17 protein-coding genes are annotated in these 16,098 nt (G+C 68.2%); 13 read left to right on the top strand and 4 right to left on the bottom strand.

Going from position 1 to position 16,098, the window contains the following annotated elements:
- Window positions 1-167: 167 nt before the first annotated feature.
- From NO876_RS12715 to NO876_RS12665, 11 genes are all read left to right on the top strand, one after another.
- Complete coding sequence (locus NO876_RS12715; RefSeq protein WP_256422038.1) at window positions 168-1,217, top strand: lysylphosphatidylglycerol synthase transmembrane domain-containing protein; 1,050 nt, start codon at window positions 168-170, stop codon at window positions 1,215-1,217.
- Window positions 1,218-1,350: 133 nt separating this feature from the next.
- Window positions 1,351-1,806, top strand: a complete 456-nt coding sequence (locus tag NO876_RS12710) for a 30S ribosomal protein S19e (protein ID WP_256422037.1) — start codon at window positions 1,351-1,353, stop codon at window positions 1,804-1,806.
- 68 nt (window positions 1,807-1,874) lie between these two features.
- Window positions 1,875-2,234 (top strand): DNA-binding protein, encoded by a 360-nt coding sequence (locus NO876_RS12705; RefSeq protein ID WP_256422036.1) that lies wholly within the window; start codon window positions 1,875-1,877, stop codon window positions 2,232-2,234.
- 7 nt (window positions 2,235-2,241) lie between these two features.
- Window positions 2,242-2,841 (top strand): DUF7411 family protein, encoded by a 600-nt coding sequence (locus NO876_RS12700; RefSeq protein ID WP_256422035.1) that lies wholly within the window; start codon window positions 2,242-2,244, stop codon window positions 2,839-2,841.
- A gap of 90 nt (window positions 2,842-2,931) precedes the next feature.
- Entirely contained in the window at window positions 2,932-3,813 is an 882-nt protein-coding gene (locus tag NO876_RS12695) for an EamA family transporter (RefSeq protein ID WP_256422034.1), read from the top strand.
- 119 nt (window positions 3,814-3,932) lie between these two features.
- The gene (hisS, locus tag NO876_RS12690) at window positions 3,933-5,228 is read left to right on the top strand and encodes a histidine--tRNA ligase (protein ID WP_256422033.1); all 1,296 of its coding nucleotides are present in this window, start codon (window positions 3,933-3,935) and stop codon (window positions 5,226-5,228) included.
- 83 nt (window positions 5,229-5,311) lie between these two features.
- Window positions 5,312-5,791 (top strand): universal stress protein, encoded by a 480-nt coding sequence (locus tag NO876_RS12685; protein ID WP_256422032.1) that lies wholly within the window; start codon window positions 5,312-5,314, stop codon window positions 5,789-5,791.
- Between the two features lie 73 nt (window positions 5,792-5,864).
- The gene (truA, locus tag NO876_RS12680) at window positions 5,865-6,701 is read left to right on the top strand and encodes a tRNA pseudouridine(38-40) synthase TruA (RefSeq protein WP_256422125.1); all 837 of its coding nucleotides are present in this window, start codon (window positions 5,865-5,867) and stop codon (window positions 6,699-6,701) included.
- 33 nt (window positions 6,702-6,734) lie between these two features.
- Window positions 6,735-6,998, top strand: coding sequence for a hypothetical protein (locus tag NO876_RS12675; protein WP_256422031.1), 264 nt, complete (start codon window positions 6,735-6,737; stop codon window positions 6,996-6,998).
- 181 nt (window positions 6,999-7,179) lie between these two features.
- Window positions 7,180-7,335 (top strand): DUF7563 family protein, encoded by a 156-nt coding sequence (locus NO876_RS12670; RefSeq protein WP_256308468.1) that lies wholly within the window; start codon window positions 7,180-7,182, stop codon window positions 7,333-7,335.
- Window positions 7,336-7,405: 70 nt separating this feature from the next.
- Complete coding sequence (locus tag NO876_RS12665; protein WP_256422030.1) at window positions 7,406-7,912, top strand: DUF5807 family protein; 507 nt, start codon at window positions 7,406-7,408, stop codon at window positions 7,910-7,912.
- 193 nt (window positions 7,913-8,105) lie between these two features.
- Here NO876_RS12665 and NO876_RS12660 read toward each other — a convergent pair whose 3' ends face one another.
- The 4 genes from NO876_RS12660 to NO876_RS12645 all read right to left on the bottom strand — a co-directional run bounded on the left by NO876_RS12660 (window position 8,106) and on the right by NO876_RS12645 (window position 12,869).
- Window positions 8,106-9,356: a DHH family phosphoesterase gene (locus NO876_RS12660; protein WP_256422029.1), complete on the bottom strand. Its 1,251-nt coding sequence runs from the start codon at window positions 9,354-9,356 to the stop codon at window positions 8,106-8,108.
- 108 nt (window positions 9,357-9,464) lie between these two features.
- Window positions 9,465-9,932, bottom strand: a complete 468-nt coding sequence (locus NO876_RS12655) for a universal stress protein (protein WP_256422028.1) — start codon at window positions 9,930-9,932, stop codon at window positions 9,465-9,467.
- Window positions 9,933-10,164: 232 nt separating this feature from the next.
- A complete protein-coding gene (locus tag NO876_RS12650) occupies window positions 10,165-11,028 on the bottom strand; it encodes a phosphatase PAP2 family protein (RefSeq protein ID WP_256422027.1) in 864 nt (287 codons plus the stop codon).
- On the bottom strand, window positions 11,028-12,869 hold the full coding sequence (locus NO876_RS12645) for an ABC transporter substrate-binding protein (protein ID WP_256422026.1): 1,842 nt from the start codon (window positions 12,867-12,869) through the stop codon (window positions 11,028-11,030). Before NO876_RS12645 ends, NO876_RS12650 begins: the two co-directional genes overlap by 1 nt.
- A 90-nt stretch (window positions 12,870-12,959) precedes the next feature.
- On the opposite strand from NO876_RS12645, the gene NO876_RS12640 reads away from it, so the two are divergent.
- Complete coding sequence (locus tag NO876_RS12640; RefSeq protein ID WP_256422025.1) at window positions 12,960-14,351, top strand: arylsulfotransferase family protein; 1,392 nt, start codon at window positions 12,960-12,962, stop codon at window positions 14,349-14,351.
- Window positions 14,348-16,045, top strand: coding sequence for a glycosyltransferase family 39 protein (locus NO876_RS12635; protein ID WP_256422024.1), 1,698 nt, complete (start codon window positions 14,348-14,350; stop codon window positions 16,043-16,045). The genes NO876_RS12640 and NO876_RS12635 overlap by 4 nt, the downstream gene beginning before the upstream one ends.
- The last annotated feature ends 53 nt before the right edge of the window (window positions 16,046-16,098 follow it).

Raw genomic sequence — 16,098 nt, 5'->3', positions numbered from 1 at the left:
GTTCCGGGCGGGCAAAAAGTCGGCGTCACGTCCGGGGGGTCTCGCTCGGACGGGCCGCGGTGGATGCGGAGGCGACGGCAGTGGTGGCGGTGGTGGCGGTAGTGGCGGTGGTCGCTGCTTTGGGTCGGTTTCGATGGCTTGATTGCCGGACGGATCTACCCCCGGGTATGGCCCGCGAGAACCTTCGCGCCACCGTGCTCGGGTTCCTCGCGGCCGTCGGTGTCTTCGCGCTCCTGTTCTACTTCGCGGGCGTCGACGAACTCCTCGCGACGCTCCAGAGCGCCGACCCCGGGTACGTCGCCCTCGTCGTCCTCGCGACGCTGGCGTGGCTCGCGGCGTGGAGCGTCTCTCTGAACACCGTCCTGGACGTCCTCGGCGTCGACCTCTCGTACGGAACGTCCTTTCTCGTCTTCGCGGGCGCGACGTTCTCGAACAACATCACGCCGTTCGGGCAGGCCGGCGGCGAGCCGGTGACGGCGTATCTGATCTCCCGGGCGGCCGACGCCGAGTACGAGCGGAGCCTCGCGGCCATCGCCAGCGTGGACACGCTGAATTTCGTGCCGTCGATCACGCTCGCACTCGCGGGCGCGGGGTACTTCGCTTCGGAGGTCGCCCTGGGAGCCAACGAGAACCTCCTCGCGGCGATCGGCGCGGTGGTCGCCCTCGCGGTGATCGTCCCGACGGCCGTCTACCTCGGCTGGACGCGACGCTACCGGCTCGAAGCCCGAGTCATCGACGCGCTGACGCCGGTTATCAGGGCGATCGCCGACCGGCTCCCTCGGGTCCCCGTGCCCACGCCCGAAGGGATCGAAGAGCGCATCAACGGGTTCTTCCGGGCGATCGAACGGGTCGCATCGAACCCGCGAGGGCTGGCGCTCGCGCTCGGCGCGTCCAGCTTCGGATGGCTCTGTCAGATGATCGCGCTCTGGCTGTCGTTCGCGGCCATCGGCGTCGACGTGCGGCTCTCGATCGCGCTGATCGTCGTCCCCATCGCCGCCATCGCCGGCGTGACGCCGCTTCCCGGCGGGGCCGGCGGCATCGAGACGGTTCTGGTACTATTGCTGCTCGCCGCGCCGCTCCCAGGGGTCTCGGAGCCGGTCGCGGTGGCGGCGGTGGTCATCTTCCGGGGAGCGGTCTACTGGATCCCGACGATCCTCGGCGGGATCGTCGTCGGCTGGCTCGGATCCGGCCTCGGGATCGGATCCGACGGCGGATGACTGCCGTTTCGGGGCTGCTCCGAACCTGCCCCGGGTTCCGACGACGCCCGTTCCCGAATCGACTGAGGAACCGTCTCACGCGTCGTAGGCCCGATACGATGGCTTTAAACGACGCGGACGGGAATCAGTGCGTATGGTAAGCGTCTACGACGTTCCGGCCGACGCCCTCATTGAGGACGTCGCCGACCGCCTCGCGGATCGAATCGAGGAGCCCGACTGGATCGAGTTCGCCAAGACCGGACAGACCCGCGAACTCCCGCCCGAACAGGACGACTTCTGGCACGTCCGCGCGGCGTCGCTGCTCCGCAAGGTCGCCAAGGAAGGCCCGATCGGCGTCGACCGGCTCTCCACGGAGTACGGCGGCCGCAAGCGCGGCTCCACCCGCTACCGCGTCTCCGGAAACAGCTCCGCGCCCGGCAGCAAGAAGATCATCCGGACGGCGCTCCAACAGCTCGAAGAGGAGGGCCTCGTCGAGACGGCGAAGGGCCAGGGCCGCCGCATCACCAGCGAGGGGCAGAGCTTCCTCGACAACGCCGCGGACGACGTGCTCGCGGATCTCGACCGGCCGGAACTCGAACGCTACGCGTAACGCGCAGATTCGCGCGTCGAGGCCGAACGACGTAACCGTTTTTAGCGCCGCGACAGAATCCTACGACGATGAGTGGAACCCCCGACGACGACCGACTGGAGGAACTGCGCGAAAAGAAGATGCAGGAGCTCCGCGACCAGGCCGAGGGGCAACAGGGCGGGCAGAACCGCGAGTCACAGGAGGCCGCCCGCCAGCAGGCGGAGGCCAAACAGGAAGCGATGCTGAAGCAGTATCTGACCGACGGCGCGCGCCAGCGGCTCAACGCCGTCGAGATGTCGAAGCCCGACTTCGCGGAGTCGGTGAAAAAGCAGGTCGTGGCCCTCGCGCAGAGCGGCCGGATTCAGGACCGCATCGACGAGGACCAGATGAAGGACCTGCTCCGCGAACTGCAGCCCGAATCGAAGAGCTTCGACATCCGTCGGCGGTAGCGGAACCGTGGATCTCGCGCTCCTCTACAGCGGCGGGAAGGACTCGACGCTCGCCGCGCTGTTTCTCGACTCCTTCTACGACGTGACGCTCGTGACCGGCCGCTTCGGCGTCACAGACGACTGGGAGCACGCCGAGGCCGCGGCCGACCGCCTCGGCTACTCGTTCGAGGCCGTCGACCTCGACCGCTCCGTCGCCGAGGCGGCAGTCGAGGAGATGATCGACGACGGCTACCCCCGGAACGGCATCCAGCGCGTCCACGAGCACGCGCTCGAAACCGTGGCCGAACTCGACTTCCAGGCCGTCGCCGACGGGAGCCGCCGGGACGACCGAGTCCCGACCATCTCGCGGGCGCAGGCGCAGAGCCTCGAAGACAGACACGGCGTCGACTACCTCTCGCCGCTCGCGGGACTGGGACGGAACGCGGTCGATCGGCTCGTCGAGGAGACGCTGACCGTCGAGACGGGTCCGTCCGAGACGATCCCGAAGGGCGACTACGAGACCGAGCTCCGAGCGCTGATCGCCGAGCGAAACGGTGAGGACGCCGTCGAATCGGTGTTTCCGGCGCACGAACAGTCCTACGTCCGCGGGCTCCGGGACGACGGTTGACACTTCGGACCGACGCCGCGCTCCGGTGTCGAGCGCCGCCCCGAAAACCGAATCCGAACACATTTCTCCGGTTGGCGGCCACCTCCGAACGTGTTCTCTCTCCCTCCCGGAATCGGCTACTCTCTCGCGGCGGCGCTCGTCTGGGGGACGTACATCTTCGTCCTCAAGCAGTACTTCGAGGAGTACCCCAGCACGGTCGTGACCGTCGGCGTCAACGCCGCTGCGGTTCTGTGGTATCTCCCGCTCACGGTGCGGCGCACGGACCCGGCTGACCTCCCCTCGCTCTCGGGGTTCGGCCTCTTGGAGGGGCTGCTCGTCCTCGGGACGATCGTCGCGACCGCGGCGGCGTTTCTCGTGTTCCTCTGGGCGCTCGGTCTCGGCGACGTCTCCTACGTCGCGCCGATCAGCAAGATCGTCCCCGTGTTCGTCCTCCCGATAGAGGTGCTCTTCCTGCAGGAGCGGCTCACCCCGATCCAGATCACGGGGGTCGTCGTCGCCACGCTCGCGGTGTACGTCGCGAACTACCGGACGGGATCGCTCCTTGATCCGATCCGGAAAGCGGCGTCGTCGCGGGCGGCGCAGTTCGGCCTGCTGAGCGCGGCGTTCTTCGCCGTCAGCGACGTGGGCAAGCGAGTCGCGCTGCAGGAACTCGCGATCCCCCTGGAACTGTGGGTCCCGACGGTGCTCGGCGGGGTCCTCGTCGTGGTCCTTCCGCTCGCGGCCCGCGAGTGGGTCCCGATCCGCGACGCCCTGCCGAAGTTCGTCCTCGCGGGCGGCGGCGTCGCGGTCGGCGAGCACGTCACGTCGCTGGCCTTTTCGACCGTCCCGGCGTCGATCGCGTCGCCGATCATCAACACCCAGGCGGTCGTCGCGGTGCTCCTCGGCGGGATCCTGCTCCGGGAGGACTCCTTCGGGATCCGCCTCGTCGCCGCCGCGCTCGCCGTCGTCGGCGTCGGTCTGATCGCGGCGTAGACGGCGTAGTCCGTGGCTACCGAAGCGCCACCTCGTGCCGTGGCCGCGACGATCGGAGAGCGGCCGCTCGTCGCTCCCGCTTCAACAGTTTCAAGCGCGGCACCGCCGAATCCCGGGGTATGTACGACCGACTCAAGGGCTTTCGGGACTTCTACCCCGAGGAGATGACCCCCCGGCGGCAGGTCATCGACACGCTGGAGGACGCCGCCGCGCGCTACGGCTTCCGGGAGATCTCGACGCCCGCGCTCGAACGGACGGAGATGTACGTCGACAAGAGCGGCGAGGAGATCGTCGAGGAACTGTACGCCTTCGAGGACAAGGGCGGCCGCGAGGTGTCGCTGACGCCGGAGCTGACGCCGACGGTCGCGCGGATGGTCGTCGCCAAGCAGCAAGCGCTCTCGAAGCCGATCAAGTGGTACTCGACGCGGCCGTTCTGGCGCTTCGAACAGGTCCAGCAAGGGAGATTCAGGGAGTTTTACCAGACGAACGTGGACATCTTCGGTTCATCGGAGCCCGAGGCCGACGCGGAGATCCTCGCCTTCGCGGCCGACGCGCTCACCGACCTCGGACTCACGGGCGAGGACTTCGAGTTCCGGGTCTCTCACCGCGACATCCTCGGCGGCCTGCTGAGATCTTTCGACGCCGACGTCGACACCCACGCGGCCATCCGGGCGGTCGACAAGCGCGCGAAGGTCGAGGAGACCGAGTATCTCGGTCTCCTCTCCGACGCCGGACTCGCCTACGAACAGGCGGAGGAGTTCGACGACCTCGTGACGACGGGCGACCTCGACGAGATCGCAGCGTTCGGCGGTGACGAGGTCGAATCGGCGGTCGAGAACCTCCGCGAGGTCCTCGCCGCCGCCGAGGACTTCGGCGCGCGGGAGTTCTGCGAGGTGTCGCTGACGACCGCCCGCGGGCTGGATTACTACACGGGAGTCGTCTTCGAGTGCTTCGACTCGACCGGCGAGATCTCCAGATCGGTGTTCGGCGGCGGCCGCTACGACGATCTCATCGAGAGCTTCGGCGGGCAGTCCACGCCCGCTGTCGGCGTCGCGCCCGGCCTCGCCCCGCTCTCGCTGCTCTGTCAACGGGCGGGTGTCTGGCCCGAGGAGGCGCTCACGACCGACTACTACGTTCTGACCGTCGGCGACACCCGCGACGTCGCCGCGCGGATCGCCCGCGACCTCCGCGCGGCGGGGAACGTCGTCGAGGCCGACGTCTCCGACCGGAGCTTCGGCGCACAGATGGGTTACGCCGACAGCGTCAACGCCGAGACGGTCGTGATCGTCGGCGAGCAGGACCTCGCGAACGGCGAGGTGACGGTGAAGGACATGGAGTCGGGCGACCAGACGACCGTCCCCGTCGAGGAGTTCCCCGGCGACCGCGACTCCCCGACGTTCGCGGATCTCAGGTAACCTCCGCGGACCGACGCTGGGCGAGAGGCAGGGACCGCCGATCTCGACGGTGCTGTTTTACCCTCAGTGCCGTATCTACGACTATGTACGAGACGATCCTCACGCCCGTCGACGGGAGCGCACCGAGCGAGACAGCCGCCGACCACGCGATCAGACTCGCGCGGGACGCCGACGCGACGCTCTCTGTCGTCTCCGTCGTCGACGTCGAGGCGCTCTCCGCGGCCAAACTCGACACGAAGGCCCTGCTCGACGGCTACGAGGCCGAGGCCGAACGCCACGTCGCGGCGGTCGCCGACCGCGCCCGCGAGTCGGGTGTCGACGTCGAAACCGCCGTCCTCCGCGGCGCGCCGTACCGGGCCATCCTCGACCGGGCCGAGGCCGTCGACGCCGACCTGGTCGTGATGGGCAGTCACGGCCGACGCGGCCTCGAACGCTACCTCCTCGGGAGCACGACCGAGCGCGTTCTCAGACTCTCTCCGGCCCCGGTGCTCGTCCTCCGCAGCGACGAGGGGGACTATCAGGATCCCGATGCGGGCGAGCGAGACGATTCGGTCGATGAGTAGCCGGGACGGGCGTGAACGCAGCGACGGTCGGGAACGGACTCCCGAGGACGGAGAACGCCCTACCGACGGTCGCCTGCGCGCCTTTCGAATCGCCTACGACGGGCGACCGTTCCACGGTTTCCAGCGCCAGCCGTCGGTCCCGACCGTCGAGGACGCGATCTTCGACGCGCTCGACGCGCTCGGCGTGTTCGACCGGACGGCTCGGCACCGACCGCCGGGGTACGCCGCCGCCGGTCGGACGGACGCGGGCGTCTCGGCGCTCGCACAGACCGTCGCGTTCGAGTGTCCCGAGTGGTGTACGCCCCGGGCGCTGAACGGGGAACTGCCCGCCGACGTCCGCGCGTGGGCCGCCGCGGACGCGCCGGACGACTTCCACGCCACGCACGACGCGGTCCGCCGCGAGTACGTCTACGACCTCTACGGGCCGACGCTCGACGACGAGCGCGCCGCCGCTGCCGCCGCGGCGCTCAGCGGCGAACACGACTTCCACAACCTCACGCCGGACGATCGAGGAACGGTCCGCGAGGTTTCGATCGACCTCTCCCGCGACGGCGACTTCCTGTCGCTGCGCGTCGTCGCCGGCGGCTTCCCGCGTGCGCTCGTTCGCCGACTCGCGTCGGTGGTCCGGGGGGTCGCCGCCGGCGATCGGACCGTCGAGGACGCGCGTCGACTCCTCGGTTCGGAACCGCGCGACGGTCCCGAGGGGGTCCCCTCGGCACCGCCGGAACCGCTCCTCCTCGCGGACGTCGTCTACCCGACGCTCGACTTCGAGCGCGACGAACGCGGCGTCGGGAGCGCCGTCGACGTGTTCGCCGCCCGTCGGCGTGATGCGCTCGCCCGCGCTCGGGTCGCCGGTCGGGTCGTCGACGGCGTCGACAGCGAGGAAGCAACCGACTGTGCCGACCGGTGAAAGCTTATGCCCGCCGTGGCCGACCCCGGACGTATGTCCGCCGCCACCCCGCTCCCCTCGACCGCACAGGCACACCGAGACGCGGCCTACCGCTTCGCCGTCGGCGCGCTCTACTTCGCTGTCGTCTCCGGTCTCGGCTCGCTCGTCGCGCTGCTCTTCGGCCCCTACGGCATCGTCGTGAGTGTCCTGGTCTCGCTGCTCGGCGTCTACTACGGCGGCATCGAGGTCGCTCGCGGGATCGACCTCCTCGTTCGTCACGCGATCGCTGAGACAGCTGACCCGTCGATCGAGAACTGAGATGGACGGCATCGTCACCCGCCACTGATGGCTCTCCCGCGGTCACGTCCTCCCTGATACCGTTGTGACGACCGTACAACCCTCCGGATCCGTGTCGGGGGACTGCTCCGCTCCCGCCCGTGTGATCAGTCGTGATATCTCCCCCGAAATATTATTTTGATTCAATACAAATATCTGACCGATGCCGACATGCGAGAACTGCGGGTCGTTCGTCACTGCGGAGTACGTCCGGGTGTTCGCACCGAACGGGATGGACCATCCCCGGGTCTGTCCGAACTGCGAGGACAAGGTCCGCGACGGGGCCGACGTCCGCGAGGCGCGCGCCACGAGACACTGACACTGCGGTCGGGTCGATACCGAGAGTCGAATTTCACGCGGCTTTTCCCTCTCCGCGACGTCTCGACGCCATGAGCCAACTCGACGCGTTCCTCGCCGGCGAGCGCCACGACGACGTCGCGCTGTATCTGACCGAGGACTACCTCGACAGTCAGGGGAAACTCCCGAAGATGGGCGAAGCGGTCGAATCGGGCTACGTGCTCGTCGTCCCGGGCGACGACGGCCGACGCGCGTTCGCCGCCGGGACGGGGATGGACGCGATGGAGTTCGCCCGCGGGGCGATGGAGTCGCAGGGGCACATCTCTCGCGACCTTGACGGCGGCGAGTGCCCCGAGGCCGACGCTACCGACGGGGACTCCGGCGAGGACGCCGACGGCGACCACGCGGTCGAGTTCATCTTCGCGTTCTCGGAGGCGCAAAACGAGGAGGTCGGCGGGCTCTACGCCCGCGGTGCGGTCGTTCACGCCTACGCCCACTGCGCCTGCGGGGCGAGTTACTCGGACAAGTGGGTCGTCGGCGAGGAGACCGAGACGGGGGTTCAACCCGGCGAGTCGGAACCGGCCGAGGGAGCCGAATAGGGCGAACAGCCGACACGGGCGGCCGCTATCGACGCGAGACCCACGACGGCGTGTCGGGCAACCGCTGACCGACGCGGGGCGAACGCTACGTCACGCGGGCTCTGGCCCCGCGATCGTATATAAACGTCCGCCCGGAGAACCACTCGTTCGCTATCCCCGTTTCGGCTTCGTTTCGGTCCGTTTTCGATTTCGTCTATTCGTCCCCGCCCTCCTCATTTTCGTCCGCTTCGGCTTCGGCTTCCGCGGCGACCCGCTCGAACGCGCGGAGGATGACGCGTTTCGTCGTCGCACCTTGTGTCGTCCAGTGATGGGCGTAGTCCAGCATATCGTCGTAGATGTCCGGCTTGCAGCCCGCGGCCTTCGGGTGACCGCCGCCGTTGACGTGGCCGGCGACCTCGTGGGCGCGCTCGAACCCCTCCGAGCCGCGGATGCTCGCGCTGCCGGCGGGCTTGACGACGACCGCGGCGTCTGCACCGTCCTTTCGGAGCGCCTCGGCGACCTCGTTCTGCGAGCACCGACCGTAGGTGACGCCGACCGTCCACGGGCCGACCTGCTTCGTCTCGGCCCGGGAGACGGCCGCCTCGATCAGGTCCTCCTTCTCGACGCGACGGAGTTCGATGTACTCCTCGACGACCTCGGGGAGGTCGACGCCGAACCGCCCGACGACCGTGACGTACTCCTCGGGGTCCGTCCAGTAGGCGTAGTCCGCGAGGTCGTCGCTGCGGGGGTCCTCCTTCAGCCAGAGGTCGTGATCGCGCGTGACTGCCGCGAGTTCGGCCCACCGCTCGTCGAAGTCGTGATCGAGCGATCGCAGCGCCACGTCGACCGTGCACTCCTCGTCGGACTCGCCGACGACGAGGTCGACGCCCACGTCGCGGACCGCCGCGGCGGCGGCGTCGTTCCACTGGTGGTGATCGTACCACGCCACCGACGACGCGACCGAGACGGCGGCGTCGAGCTCCTCGGCGATCCACTCGTACTCGTCGGGACAGAGGTCGCAGACGTAGAGGTCGATCCCTTCGGGAGCGTGCTCGGCGACGTTTTCGAGCGCCTCGTCCAGCGAGTACGGCCCGGCACCGACGAGAGCGACAGTGGACCGGGGGTCCTCGTCAGGCTCGTTTTCGGTCGCATCGGTGTCGTCCTCGGAATCTGTGTCCTCGGTCGCTCCGTCGGCCCCCCATCGACCGACGCGGTCGGAGAGGTCGTCCTCGAAGCTCGCCCATTCGAGCGTCGCGTCGTACACCTCGCGGATCAGCGCGACGCACCCGAGACCGTCGGCGTCGGTGTCCGCGACGACGACGGCTTCCGCGCCGTCGACGGCTTCTGCGACCCGTTCTTCCGCCCGGTCCTCGTCGAGGGAGTCGGGGTAAAAGAAGCCCGTCCCGGGAAGCTGGGACTTCCGAGACAGCGAGAGGTTTCCGCTGTCGATGAGTTCGTCTTCCATAGCCACACCGACGGGAGCCCCGGTGAAAACCGCCGTGGTTCCGCAGCCGCGGAGTTCGCGGTCGCTATCTGTTGGGTTCGGACCGGTCAGAAACGGTTATCGAACCGATCAGGCCGTCTCCGGCGTCCCGGTCAACTCCGCTTCCCCCTCGTCGTCGGCGAGTTGTCGGACCGTCAGCACCGGGATCGGACACGTCCGGACCACGCGTTCTGCGACCGAGCCGAGGAGAAACCGGTTCTCGCCGTGTCTTCCCCGGGTCCCCATCACGACGACGTCGGCGTCGACGTCGCGGGCGTACTCGTCGATTTCGGAGGGCGGATGGCCCTCGTTGACGGCAGCGACGACGTCTCGATCGGTCGAGTCGCGGACCTCGTCGATCGCCTCTTGGCCGCGTTCGACCAGCGCGTCTTCCATCTCGTCGCGGAGGCGCTCCGGCGAGGACGCCACGTCGCCCTCGTCGACGACGTACAGGCAGTGCACCTCGGCGTCGAATCGATCCGCGAGGTCGAGCGCCACGTCGACGGCCCGTCTGACGCTCTCGGAGCCGTCCGTGGCGACGACGATCGTCTCGAACATACTCCCCCGTTCGCTTCGATCCCGGATAAATCCCGTCGGGTCCGTTCGGCCTTCGGCCTCACTCCCCCGACGACCTCCCACTCGCCCGGCTCGTGGGAGTCCCGTCGGATCCGTTTTGTGGCGTTTCCGTGTGAACGAGCGTTGTCTCGCTTCGTGGCGAATCCCCGCCAGGTCCGTTCGCTTCGCCCGATCCCCCATTCTTGGACGACCTCGCTCACTTCTTGGGCCCCACTCACTTCCGGATGGCGTCCGCCCCGCGCCGCTGCCAGCGACGCAACGATCCCGAGAGCGTCCCGTCGTCGATCCGCTCTGCGAGTTCGACGCTCGCCCAGGCGACGGCGACGCCGGCAACGACGTCCGTCGCCCAGTGGATGCCGAGGTACATCGTCGAGACGATGATGGAGACGGAGAGGACGGTCGCGATCGGAAGCCAGCGAGGATACAGCGCTCGGAACCGGTACGCGAGGAGCGCGACCGTCGCCGACAGCGACGTGTGCAGCGACGGAAAGACGTTCGTGTTCACGTTGACCTGCTGGACGAGCAACTGCGACTGCGGCCAACTCGAGTACAACAGCGGATCGACCAGTTCCGGCATAAAATTCCGTGGGCCGTACGCGACGACCAGGACGTAACAGAGGAGGCCGAACCCGTAGTTCAGGATGTACGTGAGAAACAGGACGCGCAGCGGCCGTGCCCGCTCGCAGATCGCGTACGCGAGCACGGGGAACGTCAGGAGGAAGGTGTAGCCGAACACGTACACGAAACCGAAGTACGTCGTCAGGGCCGGGTGTGCGAAACTCTGGACCGTCGCGACGAACTGTGATTCGACTAGGTAGATGTACCCCGTCAGGTTGACGCCAATGAGCCACGATAGCTCGACGCCGATGTCGCGGACAACCTTGTTGATCGCGAGGACGGCGGCGAGGACGCCGAGCGTCGGCGCGACCGACGTCAGGTTCGATCGGATTCGGCCGACCGCCGAGAGGCGTTCCGGGTCCCGACGGCGATCGGTTCTCTCGACGACGAGCAGCATCGTCAGGAGGTGACCGACGATCACCACGACGCCGACTTGGAGCAGTACGTCAACGAGCGCCATTACGTTCCCCTCACGAGCCGTCCGTCATCGTACTGGAATCCGGCGTTTCGGAACTCTTCTCTCGCTCGCTCGACGTCCAGTTCACCCTCCGTGCCGAGGAACGGCGTCACCGGATCGGTTCCGCCCCACCTGAGTTCCTCCGGGACCCACTCGGTCCCCTCGAGGAGGCTTACCGCGGGACGCGCGTAGCCGTCGAATACCTCCGTCGAGAGATACGACCGGTCCACCAGGCGCGCTAGGGTATGCCTGAACCGGGGGTTCGTGAGCGGCGGCGTTTGCGTGTTGTAACCCACGAGGTAGGGCGACGTCGATCGGTGGACGAGAAGTCCGAGGCCTGCCGTCCGCCCGATCCGCGGGACCGTATCCGCGCCGGCCGGCGTCCAGGTCACGTCGGCACCGCTTTCGGCGACGACCCCGACGGCGGCGTCGTCGGAGCCGACCACCTGAAGCTCCAGTCGGTCGAACTCCGGCGGGCCGATGCCCTGTCGCACGCCCACGGACTCACCGTCGAAGAGGAAGTGGCTCTCGTCCGCCTCGAGGCGCAACGATTCCCGAGGCGTATTCTGGACGAACCGGAGCGGTCCGCTCCCGACCGGTGGAATGTTGTTCGTCACGAGCGCCTCCGTCGCACTCCCGACCTCGATGCCGCTGATCGAGGCTGGATCCGTCCGCTCCTGCCAGACGTGTTTCGGCAGGATCGGTACGGTGAACGCACGCGTCGCCACTCGCGGAGAGCAGTCGCCGAACCGGAAGACCACGACGTCGTCGTCGAGGACTCGAACGTCGTCGACGAGTCCACTCCGGCCCTGAAAACGCGGCGCGGGGACCCGTGTTTCCGCGGCCGTCTCGCCGTCCTGCCCTTCCGACGAGCCGAGCGACGTGTCCGCGAGCAGCGCGTACGTGAAGGCGACGTCCCCGGCAGTCACGGGTTCGCCGTCGTGCCACGTCTGACCCGAGCGCAGTCGAACCGTCGCGCGCGGATTCCCGTCGCTATCGGCGAACGCCCAGGACTCCGCGAGCCACGGTGCCATTCCTTCGGACGTGACGTGTCCGATAGCGTCGTACAGCAAGCCCGTCAGCACGCCGGAGCGCCGGTACTCCACGGAGAGCGGGTTCAGGTTCTCCGTCGCTCGGCGATCGGTCCCCACGACCCGGAGCACCGACTCCTCGTCGGAGTCGTCGTCGCTGGTCCGTTCAGTGGTCCCTCCGGCAACTCGCCTGAGCGCCAGATACCCCTGTGGCGACCGGAGGTTCGCGCTCCGCCAGTTCGTGTAGTTCTCTCTTCGTGCGGCCCGGATCTCGTCGGGGAATCCGACGACGGTGAACGGTTGGGAGCGGGCGATCGACCACTGTAACTCGGCGACAACTTCCCGCCTCCGGTCACCTGTCGCGCGACGCTGGGTCTCCAGCCACTCGTCGACGTCGAGGTTGGTGTATCCGAAGGGGTTCTGCCAGCCCCGCGCGTCGGCGAACTGCGAGTGCAACAGTCCGTAAAAGAGGTCTGGGTCCCGCTGCAGACTCGCCGTCCGAACGAGGAAGGCGTCGAAATCCGTTCCGAGAAGCACCTGTCGGAGGAGTTCTTCCTCGGAAACCGGGACGACCTGTGCGTCGATGCCAGCCGCTCGGTACCACGACGTGATCGTTCTGGCCGCGTGGAGCGCGTAGGGATCCGAATCGGCCGGGAGCGTCTTGATCCGGAGCGATACGGGATCCATCGAATCCCATCCGGCGACCGAACGGGCGCGGCGGAGACAGCCGCCGAGGCTCGCGGAGGCGCCCGCACCGAGCGCTCCGAGCACCGCCCGACGGCGGATACTTTTCCCGTTCGCTGACTGCGACATATCTATTTCATAGCTGCACGACAATAATAGCGCTTGGGTCTCTTCCCGTCGGAGCGGGCAGTATATTACCACCGCGTTCGACCCTTCGCTATGGCCCTCCCTCACCGGATCAGTCGAGGACTCTTCGCCGTCCTCGTGTTGCTCTCGGCCGTCACGCTCGTCGGCGGCTACGTCGAAGCCGAGCGGACGAGCGACCAGGTGACCGGCGACCCCGGCGTCGAACAGGCGTTCCGAACCGGCGATCGATCACCCGTCGCCGAGCCCCGACCGAACGGCACGGTCGTCGCCACGGACTCGAACGCGTTCGTGACCGACGAGAACGACGCCCCGCGGGCGCAGGCCGAACTCGTCGCGTTCGCGCCCGACGGCCGCATCCGCTACTACGAGAATCGACACACGCGCTACTGGGACGTCGATCCCGTCTCCGGAACCGACGCCACCGTCGAGTTCGTCTACGCCGATCATCTGGAGGCCGACGCGTGCGGCGGCGACTCCGTCTGCACCAGGAACGGCGTCGAGCGGGTCAACCTCACGACCGGCGAGCGGACGGCCGTCTTCAGCCGGATCACGCCCGGAAAGCACTCCACGCGGTGGCACGACGTCGACCGCATCGACGAGGAGCGACTGCTCGTGGCGGACATCGACCGCGACCGCGTCTTCGTCGTGAACACGACGACGGAGCTCACCGTGTGGGAGTGGGATGCGCAGTCGGACTACGACGTCGCGAGCGGCGGCCCGTTCCCCGACGACTGGACGCACGTCAACGACGTCGAGTACGTGGAAGTCGACGGTCGCGAGGCGGCGATGGTGAGCCTCCGCAACCAGGATCAGGTCGCGTTCGTCGACTTTGAGCGCGGACTGCTGGACGACTGGACGCTCGGCTCCGACGGCGACTACGACACGCTGTACGAACAGCACAACCCCGACTACATCCCGCCGGAACGCGGCGGGCCTGCAGTGCTCGTCGCCGACTCCGAAAACAGCCGGATCGTCGAGTACCAGCGCGCGAACGGGTCGTGGGAGCGCTCGTGGACGTGGAGCGATCAGCGGATGCAGTGGGCGCGCGACGCCGACCGACTCCCGAACGGACACACCCTCGTGACCGACTCGAACGGCGACCGCGTCTTCGAGATCGACACCGACGGTGAGGTCGTCTGGTCTGCGACGGTCGGCTTCCCGTACGAGGCCGAACGGCTCGGCACGGGCGACGAGAGCTCCGGTGGCGAGAGCGCTGCGTCGCTCGGCCTGCCGTCTCGATCCGCAGACTCCGCCGGTGGGTCCGCGCTCGACCGTCTCGCCGGCGCACTTCCGTCGAAGGTCGTGAACGGTGTCTCGTATCTGCTCCCGCGGTGGATCGGCGTACCCGAGGGACTAGCGCTTCTCGTGCTGGCCGTCGCGATCCCCGCGTGGTCGATCATCGAGTACCGGAGAGCGTCGCTGACTCTCGAAATCAGGTCTCCACTGCGATTCGAGCGACGATGACCGGGAGCAACTCTCCGGACCCCCCCGGCCGGGGGCGTCGGTGGCTGCTCGCCCGACTCCGCTCCGTCGCCGCCGATACACGAGCAGCCGTCCCGATCGACGACGACGACCGGCTCTGGCTCGCTCTCGGATTGCTGCCGGGCGTCGTCGCCGTCGCGATCTACCTCGCGACGAACCCCTACCCCGCGTACGGAGCGGGATTGTACGCGAAGATCGCGGCCGAGATCGTCGCGAACGGGTACTCGCTCCCCGCGTGGATTCCGGGGTACACGGCCGATGGGGTGCCGTTCGCCTACCCCCCGCTTCAGTTCTATCTATATGCCCTCCTCGTAGATCTCGGCGGTGATCCCGTCACAGTCTCCCGGTTTCTCCCCAGTCTCGGGATGCTTTTCGCGCTGGTTCCGATCTACCTGCTCGGCCGCGACGCCGCCGACTCGCGACCCGCGGGAACCGCGGCGGCTGCGCTCGTGGCGCTGAACCCGCAGATCCTGGAGTGGCACCTCTCTGCGGGCGGTGTGGTCCGCGCGTTCGCCTTTCTTTACGCGACGACGTCCATCTACGCCGGCTACCGCGTCTTCGTCCACGACGGCGTCGGCGGACGTCGCGCGGTCGCCCTCGGCGCGATCGCGTTCGGCCTGACGGTGCTCACGCACCCGGTGTACTCGCTCTTCGTCGTCGTGAGCTACGTCCTCTTCTGGCTCGTCCGCGACCGGTCGCTGTCGGGATTCGCCTCGGGGCTGGCGGTCGGTCTCGGCGGTGCGCTGCTCGCGTCTCCGTGGTTGGTGTGGGTCCTCACGACGCACGGCATCGGCGTGTTCGCCGCGGCGTCGGGAACGCACGGCGGCGTCGGTGGCGGAGCGAACGCGCTCGCGGGAGCGATCTCCCCGGGCGTCGCCGTCGCCCTGGTGCCCGCGGTCTACCTTCTGCTTCGGCGCGAGTACCTCCTTCCGGTCTGGCTCGTCGTCGCCGAACTGCTGTTCAGACAGCCCCGGTTCGCCTACGCGGTGAGCGCGGTGTTGGTCCCCGTGGCTGTCGTGGTACTGGTACGCGCTCGGGAGAGCGAGTCGGAGGCGATACCGGAGCGAGCGGGAGACGGCTCCGAGCGGAAACAGGAGCGAGAGCGCTCCGAATCGGAGCCGCGACGCCGACGCGTCGGACCCGATATCGACCGCCGTGCCGCGGCGGCCGCGGCCGTGCTTCTCCTCGGAACGCTCGTCGGCGGGGCGTACTTCGCCTACGAGACGACGCTCGTGACGGACCCGTCGACGCCGGAGTTCCTCGACGAGGACGACGACGAGGCGATGGCGTGGATCGCGGCCGAGACCGATCCCGGGGCCAGATTCGTCGTCGTCGGTGACGCCGCCGAGTGGCTCCCGGCGCTGACGGACCGCACGCTCCTCGTCGGCTACTGGGGCGTGGAGTGGGTCGGAGCCGACGCGTTCGATCGACAGATGACGGCGTACGAGACGGTCTCGACGTGTCAGCGCGCCGAGTGCGTCGAGAGCGTCGCGGCCGACGTCGGCGAGCGCCCGACGCACGTGTACGTCCCGAAGGGACAGTACACGATCCGAGGTGAGAACGCCGCCCAGTTCGGAACGATCGAACGCTCTTTCGAGCGCTCTGATCGCTGGGAACGCGCCTACGAGAACGACGGTGTCGTGATCTATCGCGCGACCGACACCGACGGTTCGTGAATCGATACCGCCGGTCTGCGGGCCGACGCCCCCGGCTCGTGGACACGCACCGA

The sequence above is a fragment of the Halobellus rarus genome, assembly GCF_024494595.1.
Taxonomy (GTDB): Archaea; Halobacteriota; Halobacteria; order Halobacteriales; family Haloferacaceae; genus Haloquadratum; species Haloquadratum rarum.
This window is presented reverse-complemented; position numbering and strand designations above follow the sequence as displayed.